Below are 16,606 nucleotides of genomic sequence, written 5' to 3'. Positions count from 1 at the left end.
CAGAGCAATTTGAACTGCAATCAGCAGAATACAAAGAGTCAGTACTACCAGCGGCAGTGACTAAACGTGTTGCTATCGAAGCGGGTATTGCAGATTACTGGTACAAGTACGTTGGTTTAAACGGCAAAGTGATTGGTATGACGACCTTTGGTGAGTCTGCGCCAGCGGATCAACTGTTTGACATGTTTGGTTTCACTGTTGCAAATGTAGTTGAGACAGCTAACGCTTTATAATTAACCGTTTTTATCTCGGTTTATAAGCGTTGAATGAGCCCCAATCATAAGTATATGATTGGGGCTCATTCATTTTATCTTCATTAACACTCTTCTAAAATATGATAAAGCAATGTATTTGCTTCATAATTGCTATGATCATATTTCCAAGTAAGCTTATACAGTGGCGCATCAGCCTCTTTTAACTTTTGTTTAATGGATGTTGTAGGCGTTGAGAATAATCCTGCTCGTTGTACTAGGTGAGGTGTATCTGCACTGACCTTTAACGTATTGTCCCAAATCTCTTTTGATGTTTTATCCTGTGCTATTAATCTTTCGAATTTGTAATGAAGTGCAAAGTAAGGGGTGATTCCCAATACCTTAGTAATCATAGGATTAAACCAATATTTTGTAGTTGTTGTTTTTTTATTTAGTATTCTTGATAAGAGTGTTGTTATTTTTATTTGTATTTCAGTGGGCTCATTAAAGTCGTTTTTAATCCAGTATTGTTCCATTAAGTCATGGAGTTTAATAGTAATAGGGCAACCTGCTTGAGAAGCAAAAAACCAACTCGACATGAGTCTATCTTTATCAGGGCGATCAAAAACAAAAAATCCAGATTGACTGCATGTATCTATCCACTGATCTAAAGGTTTATTACAAAAAGTGGTGCTATCAGCCCAAACACCGCCATATTCATGCAATAATTTTAAACGTAAAAGATCCGACCGATGGGCTGGAGATAACTTAGTTAATGTTTCTTGTGGGGTTTCTAACGTGATGTAATTATGTAAATTACTTTCATCTAATACAATGATTTCCCAAGTGGGATTGTGCTTAACCCAGGATGCTATACATTTTTTTATAAGGTACGGGGCATTCTCAAGACCTTGATACCAAAGTAACCAAATTTTTCTAGGTATTAATTTTTTCTGTTTTGTCAAAGCTGTTCCTATAGAAAAGTATTTCATTTATATCGAGCAAACTGGCTGTTATTGTTTTAAAAGCATAAAACAATATTTTTATTCAGTAATAAAGTAATAAAGTAATAAAGTAATAAAATAATAAAATAATAAAATAATAAAATAAGCAAATAAGCAAATAAGCAAATAAGCAAATAAGAGTTAAGGTTAATTAAAGGCGAGTATTATTGATGTTCCTGATACTTGTAGCAAGTTTTGTATGGTAAATGTTGAAGGTTATGAGTTCTAAGTTAATTATTAATAGTTAATGCCTCAGCAAAGAGAGCTTATTTTAGCAAGCTCTCTTATCAAGCGTGAAAAACGATGAATGTTAATTATGCAGTTAGTAAATTGGTTAGTTGTTCATCTAACTTTATTTGATCCAAAGTAAAGTTACGAATACCTTCTGCTAGTTTCTCTGTTGCCATCGCATCTTCATTTAATGACCATCTAAATTCACTTTCTGTTAATGGTGTTACTTGTTGTTTTGGTGTATTTTGCTCTTTTAGTTTTTGCTCGATAGGGGCGTCACTATTTTGTAGCTCTGCCATCAAATCAGGGCTAATAGTGAGTCGGTCACAACCTGCTAACGCTAATACTTCCTCCACACTCCTGAAGCTCGCGCCCATTACCACAGTTTGGTAACCCTGTTGTTTGTAGTAATTATAGATATTAGTAACTGAAATTACCCCTGGATCTTGGTCGGCTGGGTAGGATGCTTTTCCTGTTTGCTTCTTGTACCAATCTAAAATACGGCCAACAAAAGGTGAAATAAGGTATACGTTTGCTTCTGCACAGGCTTGCGCTTGAGCAAAGCTGAATAACAGTGTTAAGTTGCAGTTAATACCTTCTTTTTCAAGTATTTCTGCGGCTTTAATGCCTTCCCAAGTTGCTGCCAATTTAATAAGAATTCGATCGTTTGTAATGCCTGCTTGGTTATATAAAGTAATTAATTTACGTGCTTTAACAATCGACCCTTGTGTATCAAAGGAAAGACGAGAATCAACCTCTGTAGAAATACGCCCAGGAATGGTTTTAAGTATTTCTAATCCGACTAACACTGAAAGCTTATCACTGGCATCGATCACTTGTTGCTGTGCATCTTGTGATTGTTGTTTTGCCCACTCAGTTGCTTGCGTTAATAGCTCTTGATATTGAGGTAAAGACGCCGCTTTTAATAATAGAGAAGGGTTAGTGGTTGCATCTTGAGGTTGGTATTTTGCAATAGCTTGTACATCGCCGGTATCAGCCACTACGGTAGACATTTGTTTTAATTGTATTAATTGGTTGCTCATAAATATTTCCATCATGGTTGTTTTATTTTATTAGTAACAAGCCTGAAGTGCTTAAGCAAGCAAGATTTTAGAGAATTATTGTGGTTTAACAGTTTTAAAATATTTTACGTGAACTTGCTCTCTTTTTATCAATGTAAGGAGTGCAATTTTTTTATTAATGTTTAAATTCCCACTCATCGAAACGATTGCGCAATCGATTTCTAATGAGTTTTTCTTAATGTATTTAGTTTTAAAATGAACACAAAAGAAGGGGGGGAAATGAAAAAATCTGCATTATTAAATGCCAAGCTATCTCATTGTATTGCTTCATTAGGACATTTTGATGAGGTCACTATTTGCGATGCGGGTTTACCTATTCCCATTCAAGTTGAGCGCATTGATCTTGCTTTAACGCATGGTGTACCCGGATTCTTAGAAACGGTTAAAGTGGTATTGAGTGAGATGCACATTACTGGGGTGATAGTAGCTGAAGAGATGAAACTGGTTAGCCCTAAGTTACATGAGGCGCTATTAGCTATTATTAAAACATATCAAGCTGTCGAGATAACTTATGTTAGCCATGATGCTTTTAAAGCTAAGACTTTCAATAGTAAAGCGATTGTCCGTACTGGAGAGTGTACACCATACGCTAATGTGATTTTTCAATCTGGTGTAGTTTTTTAAATTGATGATGCGAGAAATACGATGAGAGAGCCGATATTACAACTCACTGAAATCCATAAATCATTCCCTGGTGTGAAAGCGCTAGATGGGGCGTCTTTAAATGTATACCCCGGACAAGTAATGGCTTTATTAGGGGAGAATGGTGCTGGGAAATCGACGCTAATGAAGGTGATCACTGGTATCTATACATTGGATGCAGGTGAGATTTTTTATGAAAATATCAATGTTAATTTTAAAGGTCCAAGGGACTCACAACAAGCGGGCATCAGTATTATTCATCAAGAACTGAATTTATTACCTGCTTTAACGATTGCAGAAAATATTTTTTTAGGGCGTGAAATGACCAATCGCTTTGGTGCCATTAATTGGTCTTCTATGTATCAAAAAGCCGATCAATTGTTAGCGCGTTTAAATGTAAAGCATAAGTCATCGACCATGCTCAGTGAATTGAGTTTAGGTGAACAACAAATGGTAGAGATAGCTAAAGCACTCTCCTTTGAATCTAAAGTGATCATCATGGATGAGCCTACAGATGCTTTAACGGATAGTGAAGTCGAAGCGTTATTTAGTGTGATTAATGAGCTACGCGATGAAGGTTACGGGATTGTTTATATCTCGCACCGTTTAAAAGAGATTTTTGAAGTATGTGATGACATTACTATTTTACGTGACGGTAAATTTATTGCTGAAAAGCCAGTTGCCCAAATAGATGAAGACAAATTAATTGAGCTGATGGTGGGACGCCGTTTAGATGAACAATATCCGCGTATCCCGTGTGTACATCAAAGTAACTGCTTAACCATTAAAAGCCTTTATGGAGAGGCGATAAATAACGTAAGTTTTACGTTAAAACATGGTGAGATTTTAGGCATATCTGGGTTAATGGGGGCGGGTCGTACGGAACTGATGAAAGTGATTTATGGTGCATTACCACGACATGCTGGAGATATCATATTAGAAGGTGAAGTCATTAATCCTCGCTCTGCATTGCAAGGGTTACAACATGGTATTGCTTATATTTCAGAAGACAGAAAGGGTGATGGTTTAGTGCTTGGTTTATCAGTGAAAGACAATATGTCGCTGTGTGCACTTAAAAGCCTTTCTAGTGGGTGGCAGTTAAAACATCAAGAAGAGCGCTTAGCAGTTAACGATTTTATTGACCTTTTTAATATTAAAACCCCTTCAATGGAGCAAATAATTGGCAATTTATCTGGCGGTAATCAACAGAAAGTTGCCATTGCTAAAGGGTTGATGACAAAGCCTAAAGTGCTGATTTTAGATGAGCCAACACGTGGCGTAGATGTGGGGGCTAAAAAAGAGATCTATCAACTGATCAATAAATTTAAAGCTGAAGGCATGAGTATTATTTTAGTGTCATCAGAAATGCCCGAAGTATTAGGGATGAGTGATCGTATTTTAGTGATGCATCAAGGCCAGATTAGTGGCGAGTTTAGTGCACAAGAAGCAGATCAAGAAAAACTAATGGCTTGCGCTGTTGGTAAAAATCACAATGAGGTAGCAGCATGAGTTCAAACATTACAGCCCCTGAGGTTAATCAGTCTAAAAGGCATATTTTTACTAAAGCTTGGTTTATTGAGCAAAAATCATTAATTGCTTTGATTGCCTTAATTGCAGTTGTATCTGTGCTTAATGAGTACTTTTTTACGCTTGATAACCTCCTTAATATTTTGCGTCAAACCTCGGTGATTGCAATTCTTGCTGCGGGCATGACATTAGTTATTTTAACTGCTGGTATTGACTTAAGCGTAGGTTCAATACTCGCGTTATGTGGTGCTTTTGCTGCCAGTATGATCAGTTTAGAGATATCTGTGTTTATTGCTATTCCAGTCTCTTTATTAGGTGGAGCAATATTAGGCTCAATGACTGGGTTAATTATATCGAAGGGGAAAGTGCAGGCATTTATCGCGACATTAGTGATGATGACATTACTTCGTGGGGTAACCATGGTGTATACCGATGGTCGTCCTATTTCTACTGGCTTTACTGATGTTGCAGATCATTTTGCTTGGTTTGGTACTGGTTACTTATTTGGAGTTCCTGTGCCAGTTTGGTTAATGATTTTTGTGTTCGCTGGGATTTGGTATTTACTCAATCATACTCGCTTTGGCCGTTATGTTTACGCTTTGGGCGGCAATGAGTCAGCGACTAAGTTATCAGGCATCAATGTCGACCGCATCAAAATCGGCGTGTATTCCATTTGTGGTTTATTGTCAGCATTAGCCGGAATCATTATTACTTCGCGGTTATCATCAGCACAACCAACAGCTGGTATGGGCTATGAGCTAGATGCAATTGCGGCCGTGGTAGTTGGTGGAACGAGTCTTGCTGGTGGCCGTGGCTACATTATGGGGACATTGATTGGGGCATTAATTATTGGTGTATTAAATAATGCATTAAACCTATTAGATGTGTCTTCATATTTCCAAATGATAGTGAAAGCAGCGGTGATTTTATTAGCGGTGTTAGTAGATAACAAACAGAAATAAACCTTATATTTTTTTAAACCCAAAAAAGGAAAGTCCAATGAAAAAGTTAACAACATTAATTTCAGCGGCAGTGATCTCAGCAACATTCAATGCTAGTGCGATGGCACAAGATACGATTGCAATGGTCGTTTCAACGTTGAATAACCCCTTCTTTGTTTCAATGAAAGAGGGGGCAGAGAAAAAGGCTGATGCATTAGGTTATAAAATAATTGTACTGGATTCACAAAATGATCCGAGTAAAGAGTTAGCTAATGTCGAAGACCTATTGGTTCGTGGAGTAAAAGCTATTCTTATTAATCCTACGGATTCTGATGCAGTATCAAACGCAGTGCGTTTAGCTAATCGAGCATCAATACCGGTATTAACTTTAGATCGAGCTGCTAACAATGGTGACGTCGTTAGCCATATTGCGTCAGATAATGTCGCTGGTGGGGAAATGGCAGGTAAGTTTATTCGTGAAAAAATCGGTGAAAATGCGAAGGTGGTTCAGCTAGAAGGTATTGCAGGTACTTCAGCGGCACGTGAACGTGGTGAAGGTTTTATGAAAGCTGTTGAAAGCCAAGGCTTGGATCTATTAGCCAGTCAACCAGCTGACTTTGACCGCACTAAAGGCCTTAACGTCATGGAAAATTTATTATCGTCTCAACCTGAAACACAAGCTGTATTTGCACAAAATGATGAAATGGCACTAGGTGCTTTCCGTGCAGTGCAAGCTTCTGGTAAAGATATATTTATTGTTGGCTTTGATGGTACTGATGATGGTATTGCGGCTGTTAAGCGTGGATTGTTAGGTGCAACTATTGCGCAACAGCCTGCTTTAATTGGTGAAATTGGCGTACAATCAGCTGTTGATACGTTAACTGGTAAAAGTGTCGATAAAAACATTCCTGTGCCATTAATGATGGTAGTTAAATAAGATTGGTGAATAAAACTCGATACTAGTGTTATTTCTACATTTTGTAGGTTCGAGTCGTCGAGTTTTATAAGCGTTTATATATTATAAGCGCTTAAATATTCACCATTAATAAGTCTATTTCAATATTTAATAAAGGTTTATTTATGCGTCAACTCACGGTGCTTGGAAGTGTTAATGCGGATCATGTTGTTAAGGTAAATAGTTTTCCTCGCCCTGGAGAAACATTACATGGGCAAGGTTACACGGTAATTGCTGGCGGTAAAGGAGCAAATCAAGCTGTGGCTGCGGCTCGTTTAGGCGCGAGTGTTAATTTTATTGCCAGTGTTGGCGATGATAGTTTTGGTATGGGAATTCGTAAAACCTTTGAGCAAGATGGCATCAATGTAGAAGGGGTGATGATAGAAGAAGACACTCCAACCGGTATTGCCATGATTCAAGTATCAGCAAGTGGTGAAAATAGTATTTGTATTTGTGCAGAAGCCAATGCGTGTTTAACTCCGCAAAGAATCGCACCTCATCAAAGTAAAATCGAAACAGCAGATATTTTATTACTGCAGTTAGAAGTTCCTATTGAAACCATTGAAAAAGCAGCAGAAATTGCTAATCTATCTGGTACAACCGTGGTACTTAACCCTGCGCCCGCACAAGCATTATCAGATCACCTTCTTGCTTTAGTGGATATCATTACGCCTAATGAGACTGAAGCAGAAATATTAACTGGAATTAAAGTCTCTGATGATCAGTCTGCCCAGCAAGCTGCCAATGTACTGCATGGTAAAGGCATAGAAACGGTATTAATCACCCTAGGTAGTAAAGGTGTTTGGTTAAGTAAAGGCTCTAGTGGTCAACGTATTGAAGGTTATCGTGTACAAGCTATTGATACTACAGCCGCAGGCGATACGTTTAATGGCGCTTTGTTAACAGGGTTATTAGAAGATAAAAGTTTAGATGACTCGATTCTTTTTGCCCATGCTGCCGCAGCATTAACGGTGATGGCCGAGGGGGCTCAATCATCCATTCCCTATCGAGATGATGTTAATGCATTTTTAAGTAAACAAAGATAAGCGAATTAAGGAATTCATAACATAATGGCCACTATTAAAGATGTAGCGAAACATGCGCAAGTTTCTACTTCCACAGTTAGTCATGTATTAAATAAAACGCGTTATGTTAGCGAAGAAATCACTGAAAAGGTAAAAGCTGCGGTTGAGTTGTTAAATTATACACCTTCAGCGTTGGCGAGGAGCTTAAAGCTTAAAAATACTCGTACCTTTGGCATGCTTGTAACAACGTCAATTAACCCTTTCTTTGCTGAAGTCGTAAAGGGGGTTGAACGACGTTGTTATGAGCAAGGCTACAATTTATTGTTATGTAATACAGAAGGTAATTTCGAGCGCTTACGCTTTAATATCGATATGTTATTACAGAAACGTGTCGATGGTTTATTGTTAATGAGTGATGAACTAGTCAACCAAAACATTGATATTTTTGAACGTCATGATCCTGTGCCTACAGTTGTGATGGATAATGGTGATACAGGGTTCCCAACCGATAAAATACAAGATAACGCCTATAAAGGTGGTTTGATAGCCACGCAATATCTCATTGATAATGGCCATACTAAAATAGGCTGTATTCGCGGTCCTATTGATAAACCCACTGCGAAAAAACGTTATGCTGGTTTTGAACAAGCAATGCATGAGGCGAATTTAAATATCAATTCAGATTGGGTAGAGATATCTAATTTTGAGTGTGAAGATGCTGCTATTGCTTTTAAAAAGCTTTATCAAAAAGGGGAATTACCAACGGCTATTTTTGTTTGTAATGACATGATGGCTATGGGCGTGATTAATGCAGCAAATAGTTTAGGATTATCTATTCCCGATGATTTATCGATTATTGGTTACGATGATATTAAGATTGCGCGTTATATGACACCTTCATTAACGACCATTCATCAATCTAAATTTAATTTAGGACAGCAAGCTTTTGATACGCTTTTAGACAAAATACAAACTAAGCGAGAAAGTGATTTAGAGATCCAATTAGAGCCAACACTAGTGGAAAGAAGTAGTGTGAAAAATCTTCTACTTTGACTATCAAACCTCAATGCGAGATAAGCAATACAGGATCGTTATTTTAGCGGGTTTGCGATGTTAAAATATCTTTTAATAATCTGTTATTGTTTCAATGACTCGCTTTAAACTTCGCAAAACTAACGGCACGGTATAGTCAAAAAATATAATATTATAACTTCAAATATAATTCCGCTGTTATTCACCTGAATTGAGGGGATGGCATAAAATAGTGTTTGAGAATTAAAAAAGCCCATTATGCATTCACATAATGGGCTTTTTGATATCTTGCTACTTATACGCTCTAAAACGAGGGCTTATTTAAGTTTAGTGATATCTCGTACAGCACCTTTATCGGCAGAAGTTGCCATTGAAGCGTATACTTTTAGTGCCACTGAAATAGGGCGGATACGATCCACTGGCTTCCAACCAATTGCATCTTGTTTTGCACGACGTTCTGCTAATACCTCATCTGATACTTTTAAGTCCATCGCACGCGTTGGAATATTAATATCAATGATATCACCGTTTTCAATTAGACCGATTAAACCGCCAGCTGCCGCTTCAGGAGAAACGTGACCGATTGATAAGCCTGATGTACCACCAGAGAAACGACCATCGGTGATTAATGCGCATTCTTTACCTAAACCGATAGATTTAAGGTAACTGGTTGGATAAAGCATCTCTTGCATACCAGGACCGCCTTGCGGGCCTTCATAACGGATAACAACTACATCACCAGAAACAACTTTACCACCTAAGATAGCTGCAACCGCATCGTCTTGGCTTTCGTATACTTTTGCCGGGCCAGTGAATGTTAGGTTATCGTCATCAACACCAGCGGTTTTAACAACTGCGCCATCAACGGCCATATTACCAAATAATACTGCTAAACCACCTTCAGTACTGAATGCATTGTCGATTGAACGAACACAACCTTCAACACGGTCATTATCTACAGTATCCCAACGGCAAGATTGACTAAATGCTTTAACGGTACGGATACCTGCAGGGCCTGCTCGGTAGAAGTCGATGATAGCTTGGTCTTTAGTTTGCATAATATCGTACTGTGCTAACTGCTCACGCATCGTCATGTTTAAGATGGTTGGAGTATCGCCATTTAATAAACCTGCACGATCTAGTTCACCTAAAATAGCCATTACACCACCTGCACGATGCACATCTTCCATATGGTATTTAGGTGTAGAAGGCGCTACTTTACATAGTTGAGGAATACGGCGAGACATCTCATCCATATCGGCTACAGTAAAGTCTAATTCAGCTTCTTGAGCACAGGCTAAAAGATGCAGGATAGTATTAGTAGAACCACCCATTGCAATATCTAACGCCATTGCATTTTCAAAAGCGGCACGGTTAGCAATTGAACGCGGTAATACTGAGTAATCGTCTTCTTGGTAGTGACGTTTAGCGATATCAACAATACGAGTACCTGCATCTAAGAATAGTTGCTCACGGTCGGCGTGTGTTGCTAACATTGAACCATTACCTGGTAATGATAAACCTAAGGCTTCAGTTAGACAGTTCATAGAGTTAGCAGTGAACATACCTGAACATGAACCACAAGTAGGACAAGCACTACGCTCAACTTTTTCAACATCTTCATCAGATACTGTTTTATCGGCACCCATTACCATAGCATCAACTAAATCTAGTTTGATAATTTGCTCAGAAAGCTTAGTTTTACCTGCTTCCATTGGACCACCCGATACCATAATCACTGGGATATTTAAGCGTAATGCCGCCATTAACATTCCCGGTGTGATTTTGTCACAGTTAGAGATACAAACAATCGCATCAGCACAGTGAGCATTTACCATGTATTCAATTGAATCTGCAATTAAATCACGTGAAGGTAAGCTGTAAAGCATGCCAGAGTGGCCCATTGCAATACCATCATCAACAGCGATAGTATTAAATTCTTTAGCAATACCGCCAGCTGCTTCAACAGCACCTGCTACAAGTTGCCCCATATCTTTCAGGTGAACGTGGCCAGGTACAAACTGTGTAAATGAGTTTGAAATTGCGATGATTGGCTTACCGAAGTCATCATCTTTTACGCCAGTTGCGCGCCATAGTGCACGTGCACCAGCCATATTACGGCCATGTGTTGAGGTTTTCGAACGATAATCTGGCATGTTAATTTCCTTAAACTGCTTTGCTGGCCAACTCAATGGGCCTTGATAGTAATAGTAGTGCAAGTAAAACAGATAACCCTTAAGGGTACAATCTGCAATTTATGCGCTTGCTTTAATATTTCCGCTTGATGCTAATAGAGTGACCGTTAATATACCAATCACTTTATCAAGTTGTTTAGTAAGTAGTGTTATTTCACGGTCACTACTAACGGTTAATTCAATATGTGTAAGTTGTTGTTCTATAGTTGCATTGATGCTTACAATGGAGAAACCGCGGTGACGACAAACACGCAATAGGCGCTCTAAAAACTCTGGGCTATGCTTAGCTTCAATTGTTAATGTGTTATTCATCCTACGCTCTCCATCATTTGATCATTTGCTGCACCTGGTGGAACTAATGGCCATACATTTTCTTCTTCAGAGATAGATACATGTAATAAGTAAGGGCCATCGCTATTTAATAAACGTTGTAATGCTTGCTCTATTTGAGATTTTACAACAATGGTTTCACCTGGAATATCAAAGGCACTAGCTAGTGTCACAAAATCTGGATTATCAGTTAAAATAGTTTCACTGAAACGACCATTAAAGAACAACTCTTGCCATTGTCTTACCATGCCTAAGCGTTGGTTATCAATGAGTAGTATTTTTACTGGTAACTGTTTACGTTTAATAGTACCTAATTCTTGTATGTTCATCATAAAGGAACCATCACCCGATACTGCGATCACCGTATCATTTGGACGTGCTACCTGTGCACCAACAGCTGCTGGTACACCAAAGCCCATAGTACCAAGACCAGAGCTAGAAATATGGTTTTCCGGGCGATCTACAAACATGTGTTGCGCTACCCACATTTGATGTTGACCTACATCACTACAAATCACCGTATCTGCAGGCATAGTTTCAGCTAATTGGCGTAATAAAGCCGGCGCAAAAATCGGCTCACCTGGATGATCATAACGATTAGCGTGCGTGACTTTCATTTCGCTAATATGTTGTTGCCATTGTTCAATACTAGGTTGTACAGTGATTGCGGGTAGTACTTGTTTAAGATCATCTGTCATAGAGATGGTGACTTGGCGTAATTTATCTATTTCAGCTGCATCCACGTCGAGATGAATAACTTTAGCATGTTGTGCGAATTCATCTAGTTTACCTGTTACACGGTCATCAAATCGTGCACCCACAGCGATTAACAAATCACATTCTTGAATCGCTAAATTAGAGGCTTTACTGCCATGCATACCCACCATACCCATGAAATAAGTTGAGTCATGTTGAATACAACCAATTGCTTTTAGCGTACATACGCTCGGAATCTGAGTTTGCTCAATGAAAGTGCGTAATTCAGATACCGCTTTTGCCATTCCGACACCACCACCTACATAAAGTAATGGTTTTTTAGCTTCACTAATTAATAGTTTGCTATGTGATATTAAGTTTTGATCCAGTGGTTTCTGTGTATCTGCTAATTGTGCCAAGGCATAGGCGACACTTGGGCCGACTTGGATATCTTTGGGAATATCAATCAATACAGGGCCTGGGCGTCCGCTGGTGGCGATTTCGAAAGCCTGCTCAATAATTGGACCTAATTGCTCTGCAGTTTCCACCATAAAACTATGCTTTGTACATGCTAGCGATAAACCTAATACATCGACTTCTTGGAAAGCATCAGTACCAATTAAATGGGTTGGCACTTGACCAGTAATAGCCACGATAGGAATAGAATCTAATAAGGCATCTGCTAAACCAGTTATTAAGTTAGTGGCACCTGGACCTGAGGTCGCAATGCATACGCCCACTTTACCCGTAGAGCGTGCATAACCGATCGCCGCCATTGCAGCACCTTGTTCATGACGGCATAAAAGATGATCAACGCCACCATCAAATAGTGCATCGTAGAGTGGCATGATAGCACCACCTGGGTAACCAAATACCTGTGTTACATTTTGCTCTTTGAGAGCGTGAACAACAAAGTTTGCACCATTCATGGGGTTTTCCTGAATTTAATGATGGTTAATCAATCTGTTTTTAATGCGTTGAAGATTGATTTTAAAAAGGGTGGTCTTTATAGCAAAAAAGCGCTGTTCAAACAACTTTTGTTACATTTTTAAACAAATTATTGAGTAGGCATTCACTTGAAAGTGATAGTGTTTGAGTCGTCATATTAAGCAGGTAATTTTAATTTTACACAGAAAAATAATTAAATTTAAATGAGCAAGTTAACATGGAAGATTGTTCCCTTTATAACCTCTAGAACTCATTAGCCGATTAGCTTGATTAGTAAAACAGACCCGGCGTTTCTTGGGGTTAATATTAGCGTTGATAGAAGAATTATAGGGATGAAACTAATAAATAGAGACGGACTAGTATCAGCCTCTATTTATGCTACTGCTTAGTGTTATCTGAATGCTTTTGTAGGTGTGTCAGTTTTACTTTTTGTATATTCTGCGACAGTTAACTGTTCAAAGGCTAATGCAATCCAACTACTCATTAACATGTCATAATGCTGTTCAACACCACTACAAGCTACCACTATGTTTCCGTACACAAATGATCCATAAAATAAGATATCACCATCTTGTAATGCAGAAGGGTGTTTAGATTGAATATCAACATTAGCACAACTGTTACGCCAAGCTTGATGTGCTTTTTTTCTAGCTAATTCATCAAATTGGATTGTCCACTCTTTTGGAGAACCCAATGATTTTTCTACTAAAATAGCGCTATCAAAATCAGACTCCCATGGTTTTAAGGTAGGATCCATAATCACAATATGTAATTCTTTTCTGTTGGTACGCTCAAATAATTTCAGTATTGCAGGGGTCACCAAGTCGATAGCATCTAATGCTATTTCTTTATTACTTCTCATTCATCATTTCCTTACTCTGTTGAGCATTAGTGGTTATATAAATGATTAACATACCTTGATCATTTAACCTTTTAAGTTGTCATACCATACTATTTAAAAATAAAAAATACCGTGAAGAGTCACTCACTTTAATTACCAGAAAAATGATAAATCGGATTTGTTTGTGACTTTAAATTTTGTATTACAGATCTAATTATTGCCTTTGATTATGTGTTTCTAGACACACTATTTTGCTGAATAAGTTTGACTCCTATACTTAAAGGCACATTCAAAACGGATAGCTGGTAAAGGGAGTTAAGATGGCATTAGCGAGGTTAGTATGTCGTTCTATTTCGGGAGTAGATGCTCCTGAAGTAGAGGTTGAAGTCCACCTTGGTACTGGGTTACCTGCTTTTTCATTAGTTGGATTACCTGAAACGTCAGTCAAAGAAGCAAAAGACCGAGTACGTAGTGCTATTTTAAATAGTAATTACAAATTTCCGAGCAAGCGGATCACGGTGAACCTCGCTCCTGCTAACTTACCTAAAGAGGGGGGACGTTTTGATTTAGCCATTGCTTTGGGTATTTTACTCGCCTCAGAGCAATTAAAGTGTCCTGAAATTCTACAATTTGAGTGTTATGGAGAGTTATCATTATCGGGAGAGTTACGCCATGTCGATGGCATTATTCCTTGTGCATTAGCCGCAAAAGAGCAACAACGACAAGTCATTGTGTGTACAGAAAATGCCCATGAATGTGCATTAACGGGAGCGAATGGTGTTGTTGCTCATTGTTTAGTTGATGTCTGTGCCTATTTACAACAACAGCTTACTTTGCCACCTGCTGAGCAAGATGTAACTACCAGCATCGAAGCTTCTTCTCTAGACTTCAGTGATGTTCTTGGTCAGGAGCAAGCCAAGAGAGTGTTGGAAGTTGCAGCTGTTGGGGCGCATAATTTACTCTTAATTGGTCCTCCTGGTACTGGAAAAAGTATGTTAGCTGAACGTTTTATGACGTTGTTGCCTAACTTAGAGGAGCATCAAGCCTTACAAACTGCTGCTGTCTACTCGGTATGTGGCAAGCAACGGAGTGATTGGTTTTTACCACCGTACCGTGCTCCTCACCATAGTGCTTCGGCAGTGGCGCTGGTGGGCGGAGGAGGTAAACCCAAGCCGGGAGAAATCTCATTATCGCATCATGGGGTGTTGTTTTTAGATGAATTAGCTGAATTTCCCCGACAAGTCTTAGATAGTCTTCGTCAGCCGATGGAAAACCATCAAGTTACTATTTCTCGTGCTGCAAACCAAGTAACTTTTCCTGCGCATTTTCAATTGATTGCAGCGATGAATCCTAGCCCTTGTGGACATATTTCAGGTAATTTAAGGCGCAGTACGCCAGATCAAATATTACGCTATTTAGGACGTTTATCAGGCCCTTTCTTAGATCGTTTTGCATTAGCTATTATGGTGCCGTTATTACCAAAAGGTTTATTAGCTGACTCACAACTAGGTGCAAAAAATAGAATAGAAACCAGTGCTGAAATCAAAGAGAGAGTATTAGCTGCTCGTCATATTCAGCTAACACGGCAAGGGAAATTAAATCATTATTTATCAAGTCAGGAAGTTAATCAATTTTGTGTATTAAGCAAAGAGGATGCTGTTTTTTTAGAGCAAGCGATTGATAAAATGGGATTATCTATTCGTGCTTGGCATAGCTTACTAAAAGTGGCCAGGAGTATTGCTGATCTTCAACAACAAACTGATATATCTAAAGCCCACTTGTGCGAAGCATTAAACTACCGAGCGATGGATAGACTATTAAGTAGCTTCAACTAAGGTCGTTTAAGTTATAGAGGTAACCATGGAATTGGTGTCAATGTCTGTATGGAGTCTTCCGGCAATATAACGTTATCGATGGCGATAAGCTTGCGTTTATCCAAATGTAATTTGTCTATTTGTGCTTTGTGATACAGCTTTACGAGCTCAGATAATGCTCCCTTTTCTTTTAACCTGGTTAAGCCCAGAGTGATTCTTTGAGCAAGCTCTGGGTCACTCTCATGGACGAAAAAGAAAATTGGAAAAGGGTAATGAAATAATAGTGTATTCTCTATTTCAAAATTTAAATCAGCGTATTTTTCGTATTCATCAGTTACTTCATTAATACCACGAAGATAGCAATCAAAACGTTGCTTTTTTAATTGTTGAAATAATAAACTGTATTTATAAGAAGTACGTACATCTAAACCACTGCTTTTTAGAATGTGTGCATCAGGCCAGTCTTGATGTTGACCTATGGTTAAGCGATTGTCTATAAATGCTTGTTTATTCTTGATGTTTGAAAATTTAGGTTGATCTCCTTTATTAATCAAACAAACGCGATAACCTAATAACCCGTTTAACAGAGGGACTTTAACAGCAATTGCTCCCTTTTCTCTTTCTAGACTAGAAGCAAAGTGTGCTACATCTAAGACTCCCTCATACTTTATCGCTAACCGCTGTACAGCTCTTCCTTGTTCCATCTCTTTTGATGGGACAATTTCGTACTCCCCATATTCATGACGAGTTATATCCAAAGCTTTGATTAATATTGTGATAAAAATAGGATCAGGATGTTCAATAGTATGTTGCCATACGGTAATTCTTGTGTGTGCAAGAGAGGGATTTTTATCTGCATATATTGATGTAGATAAAGTGGCTATTAATAAAAATAAAAAAGACTGAATTGTTGTTTGTAGAGAGAACATATTTTTTCATAAAAGCCAAAGAGGCTATTAGTGTAGATCATTTTCACAAAGTTGCTAAAAATGTAAGCAGTTATTTTTAATTTTTATGAAGTAATCACGGTTTTTATCAGGAAACAAGAGTAAAGAGCTTCTAATTAATTTTGAGCTTCATTTCAGATCAGTGAGTGGTAGGCGTTTTTACTATGGATGTTAAAAGCTGGATATGAAAAAGGGACTGTTAAAC

At 38.4% G+C, this 16,606-nt stretch carries 15 protein-coding genes; 8 read left to right on the top strand and 7 right to left on the bottom strand.

Annotated features, from left to right (window positions below; all coding sequences use genetic code 11):
* Window positions 1-233: transketolase C-terminal domain-containing protein (locus OW492_RS12990; protein ID WP_290040536.1), on the top strand; the 233-nt coding region annotated here is incomplete at its 5' end.
* 83 nt (window positions 234-316) lie between these two features.
* On the opposite strand, the gene OW492_RS12985 is transcribed toward OW492_RS12990, so the two are convergent.
* Both OW492_RS12985 and tal read right to left on the bottom strand, forming a co-directional pair.
* Window positions 317-1,156, bottom strand: a complete 840-nt coding sequence (locus OW492_RS12985) for a capsular polysaccharide synthesis protein (protein ID WP_290040535.1) — start codon at window positions 1,154-1,156, stop codon at window positions 317-319.
* A 353-nt stretch (window positions 1,157-1,509) separates the two neighbouring features.
* Window positions 1,510-2,469, bottom strand: coding sequence for a transaldolase (gene tal / locus OW492_RS12980; RefSeq protein ID WP_290040533.1), 960 nt, complete (start codon window positions 2,467-2,469; stop codon window positions 1,510-1,512).
* Between the two features lie 258 nt (window positions 2,470-2,727).
* Here tal and rbsD point away from each other — a divergent pair, with 258 nt between their 5' ends.
* The 6 genes from rbsD to OW492_RS12950 all read left to right on the top strand — a co-directional run bounded on the left by rbsD (window position 2,728) and on the right by OW492_RS12950 (window position 8,651).
* Complete coding sequence (rbsD, locus tag OW492_RS12975; protein ID WP_290040532.1) at window positions 2,728-3,132, top strand: D-ribose pyranase; 405 nt, start codon at window positions 2,728-2,730, stop codon at window positions 3,130-3,132.
* 21 nt (window positions 3,133-3,153) lie between these two features.
* Window positions 3,154-4,659: a ribose ABC transporter ATP-binding protein RbsA gene (gene rbsA, locus OW492_RS12970; RefSeq protein WP_290040530.1), complete on the top strand. Its 1,506-nt coding sequence runs from the start codon at window positions 3,154-3,156 to the stop codon at window positions 4,657-4,659.
* Window positions 4,656-5,639 (top strand): ribose ABC transporter permease, encoded by a 984-nt coding sequence (rbsC, locus tag OW492_RS12965; RefSeq protein ID WP_290040528.1) that lies wholly within the window; start codon window positions 4,656-4,658, stop codon window positions 5,637-5,639. The genes rbsA and rbsC overlap by 4 nt, the downstream gene beginning before the upstream one ends.
* A gap of 37 nt (window positions 5,640-5,676) precedes the next feature.
* A complete protein-coding gene (gene rbsB, locus OW492_RS12960) occupies window positions 5,677-6,555 on the top strand; it encodes a ribose ABC transporter substrate-binding protein RbsB (protein ID WP_290040527.1) in 879 nt (292 codons plus the stop codon).
* Between the two features lie 143 nt (window positions 6,556-6,698).
* The gene (rbsK, locus tag OW492_RS12955; protein ID WP_290040526.1) at window positions 6,699-7,619 is read left to right on the top strand and encodes a ribokinase; all 921 of its coding nucleotides are present in this window, start codon (window positions 6,699-6,701) and stop codon (window positions 7,617-7,619) included.
* A gap of 24 nt (window positions 7,620-7,643) precedes the next feature.
* The gene (locus OW492_RS12950; protein WP_290040525.1) at window positions 7,644-8,651 is read left to right on the top strand and encodes a substrate-binding domain-containing protein; all 1,008 of its coding nucleotides are present in this window, start codon (window positions 7,644-7,646) and stop codon (window positions 8,649-8,651) included.
* A gap of 296 nt (window positions 8,652-8,947) precedes the next feature.
* Here OW492_RS12950 and ilvD read toward each other — a convergent pair whose 3' ends face one another.
* From ilvD to OW492_RS12930, 4 genes are all read right to left on the bottom strand, one after another.
* Complete coding sequence (gene ilvD, locus OW492_RS12945; protein ID WP_290040524.1) at window positions 8,948-10,786, bottom strand: dihydroxy-acid dehydratase; 1,839 nt, start codon at window positions 10,784-10,786, stop codon at window positions 8,948-8,950.
* Window positions 10,787-10,885: 99 nt separating this feature from the next.
* The gene (gene ilvM / locus OW492_RS12940) at window positions 10,886-11,137 is read right to left on the bottom strand and encodes an acetolactate synthase 2 small subunit (protein ID WP_290040523.1); all 252 of its coding nucleotides are present in this window, start codon (window positions 11,135-11,137) and stop codon (window positions 10,886-10,888) included.
* The gene (gene ilvG / locus OW492_RS12935) at window positions 11,134-12,780 is read right to left on the bottom strand and encodes an acetolactate synthase 2 catalytic subunit (protein ID WP_290040522.1); all 1,647 of its coding nucleotides are present in this window, start codon (window positions 12,778-12,780) and stop codon (window positions 11,134-11,136) included. The genes ilvM and ilvG overlap by 4 nt, the downstream gene beginning before the upstream one ends.
* A gap of 410 nt (window positions 12,781-13,190) precedes the next feature.
* Window positions 13,191-13,661, bottom strand: a complete 471-nt coding sequence (locus OW492_RS12930; RefSeq protein ID WP_290040521.1) for a hypothetical protein — start codon at window positions 13,659-13,661, stop codon at window positions 13,191-13,193.
* A gap of 299 nt (window positions 13,662-13,960) precedes the next feature.
* Here OW492_RS12930 and OW492_RS12925 point away from each other — a divergent pair, with 299 nt between their 5' ends.
* Entirely contained in the window at window positions 13,961-15,475 is a 1,515-nt protein-coding gene (locus tag OW492_RS12925) for a YifB family Mg chelatase-like AAA ATPase (protein WP_290040520.1), read from the top strand.
* Between the two features lie 11 nt (window positions 15,476-15,486).
* Here OW492_RS12925 and OW492_RS12920 read toward each other — a convergent pair whose 3' ends face one another.
* The gene (locus OW492_RS12920; protein ID WP_290040519.1) at window positions 15,487-16,383 is read right to left on the bottom strand and encodes a hypothetical protein; all 897 of its coding nucleotides are present in this window, start codon (window positions 16,381-16,383) and stop codon (window positions 15,487-15,489) included.
* Between the last annotated feature and the right edge of the window lie 223 nt (window positions 16,384-16,606).

The organism is Psychromonas sp. 14N.309.X.WAT.B.A12 (assembly GCF_030397575.1).
Taxonomy (GTDB): Bacteria; Pseudomonadota; Gammaproteobacteria; order Enterobacterales; family Psychromonadaceae; genus Psychromonas.
The sequence above is the reverse complement of the archived record's forward strand: the minus strand, read 5'-3'. Positions and strand labels throughout refer to the sequence as shown.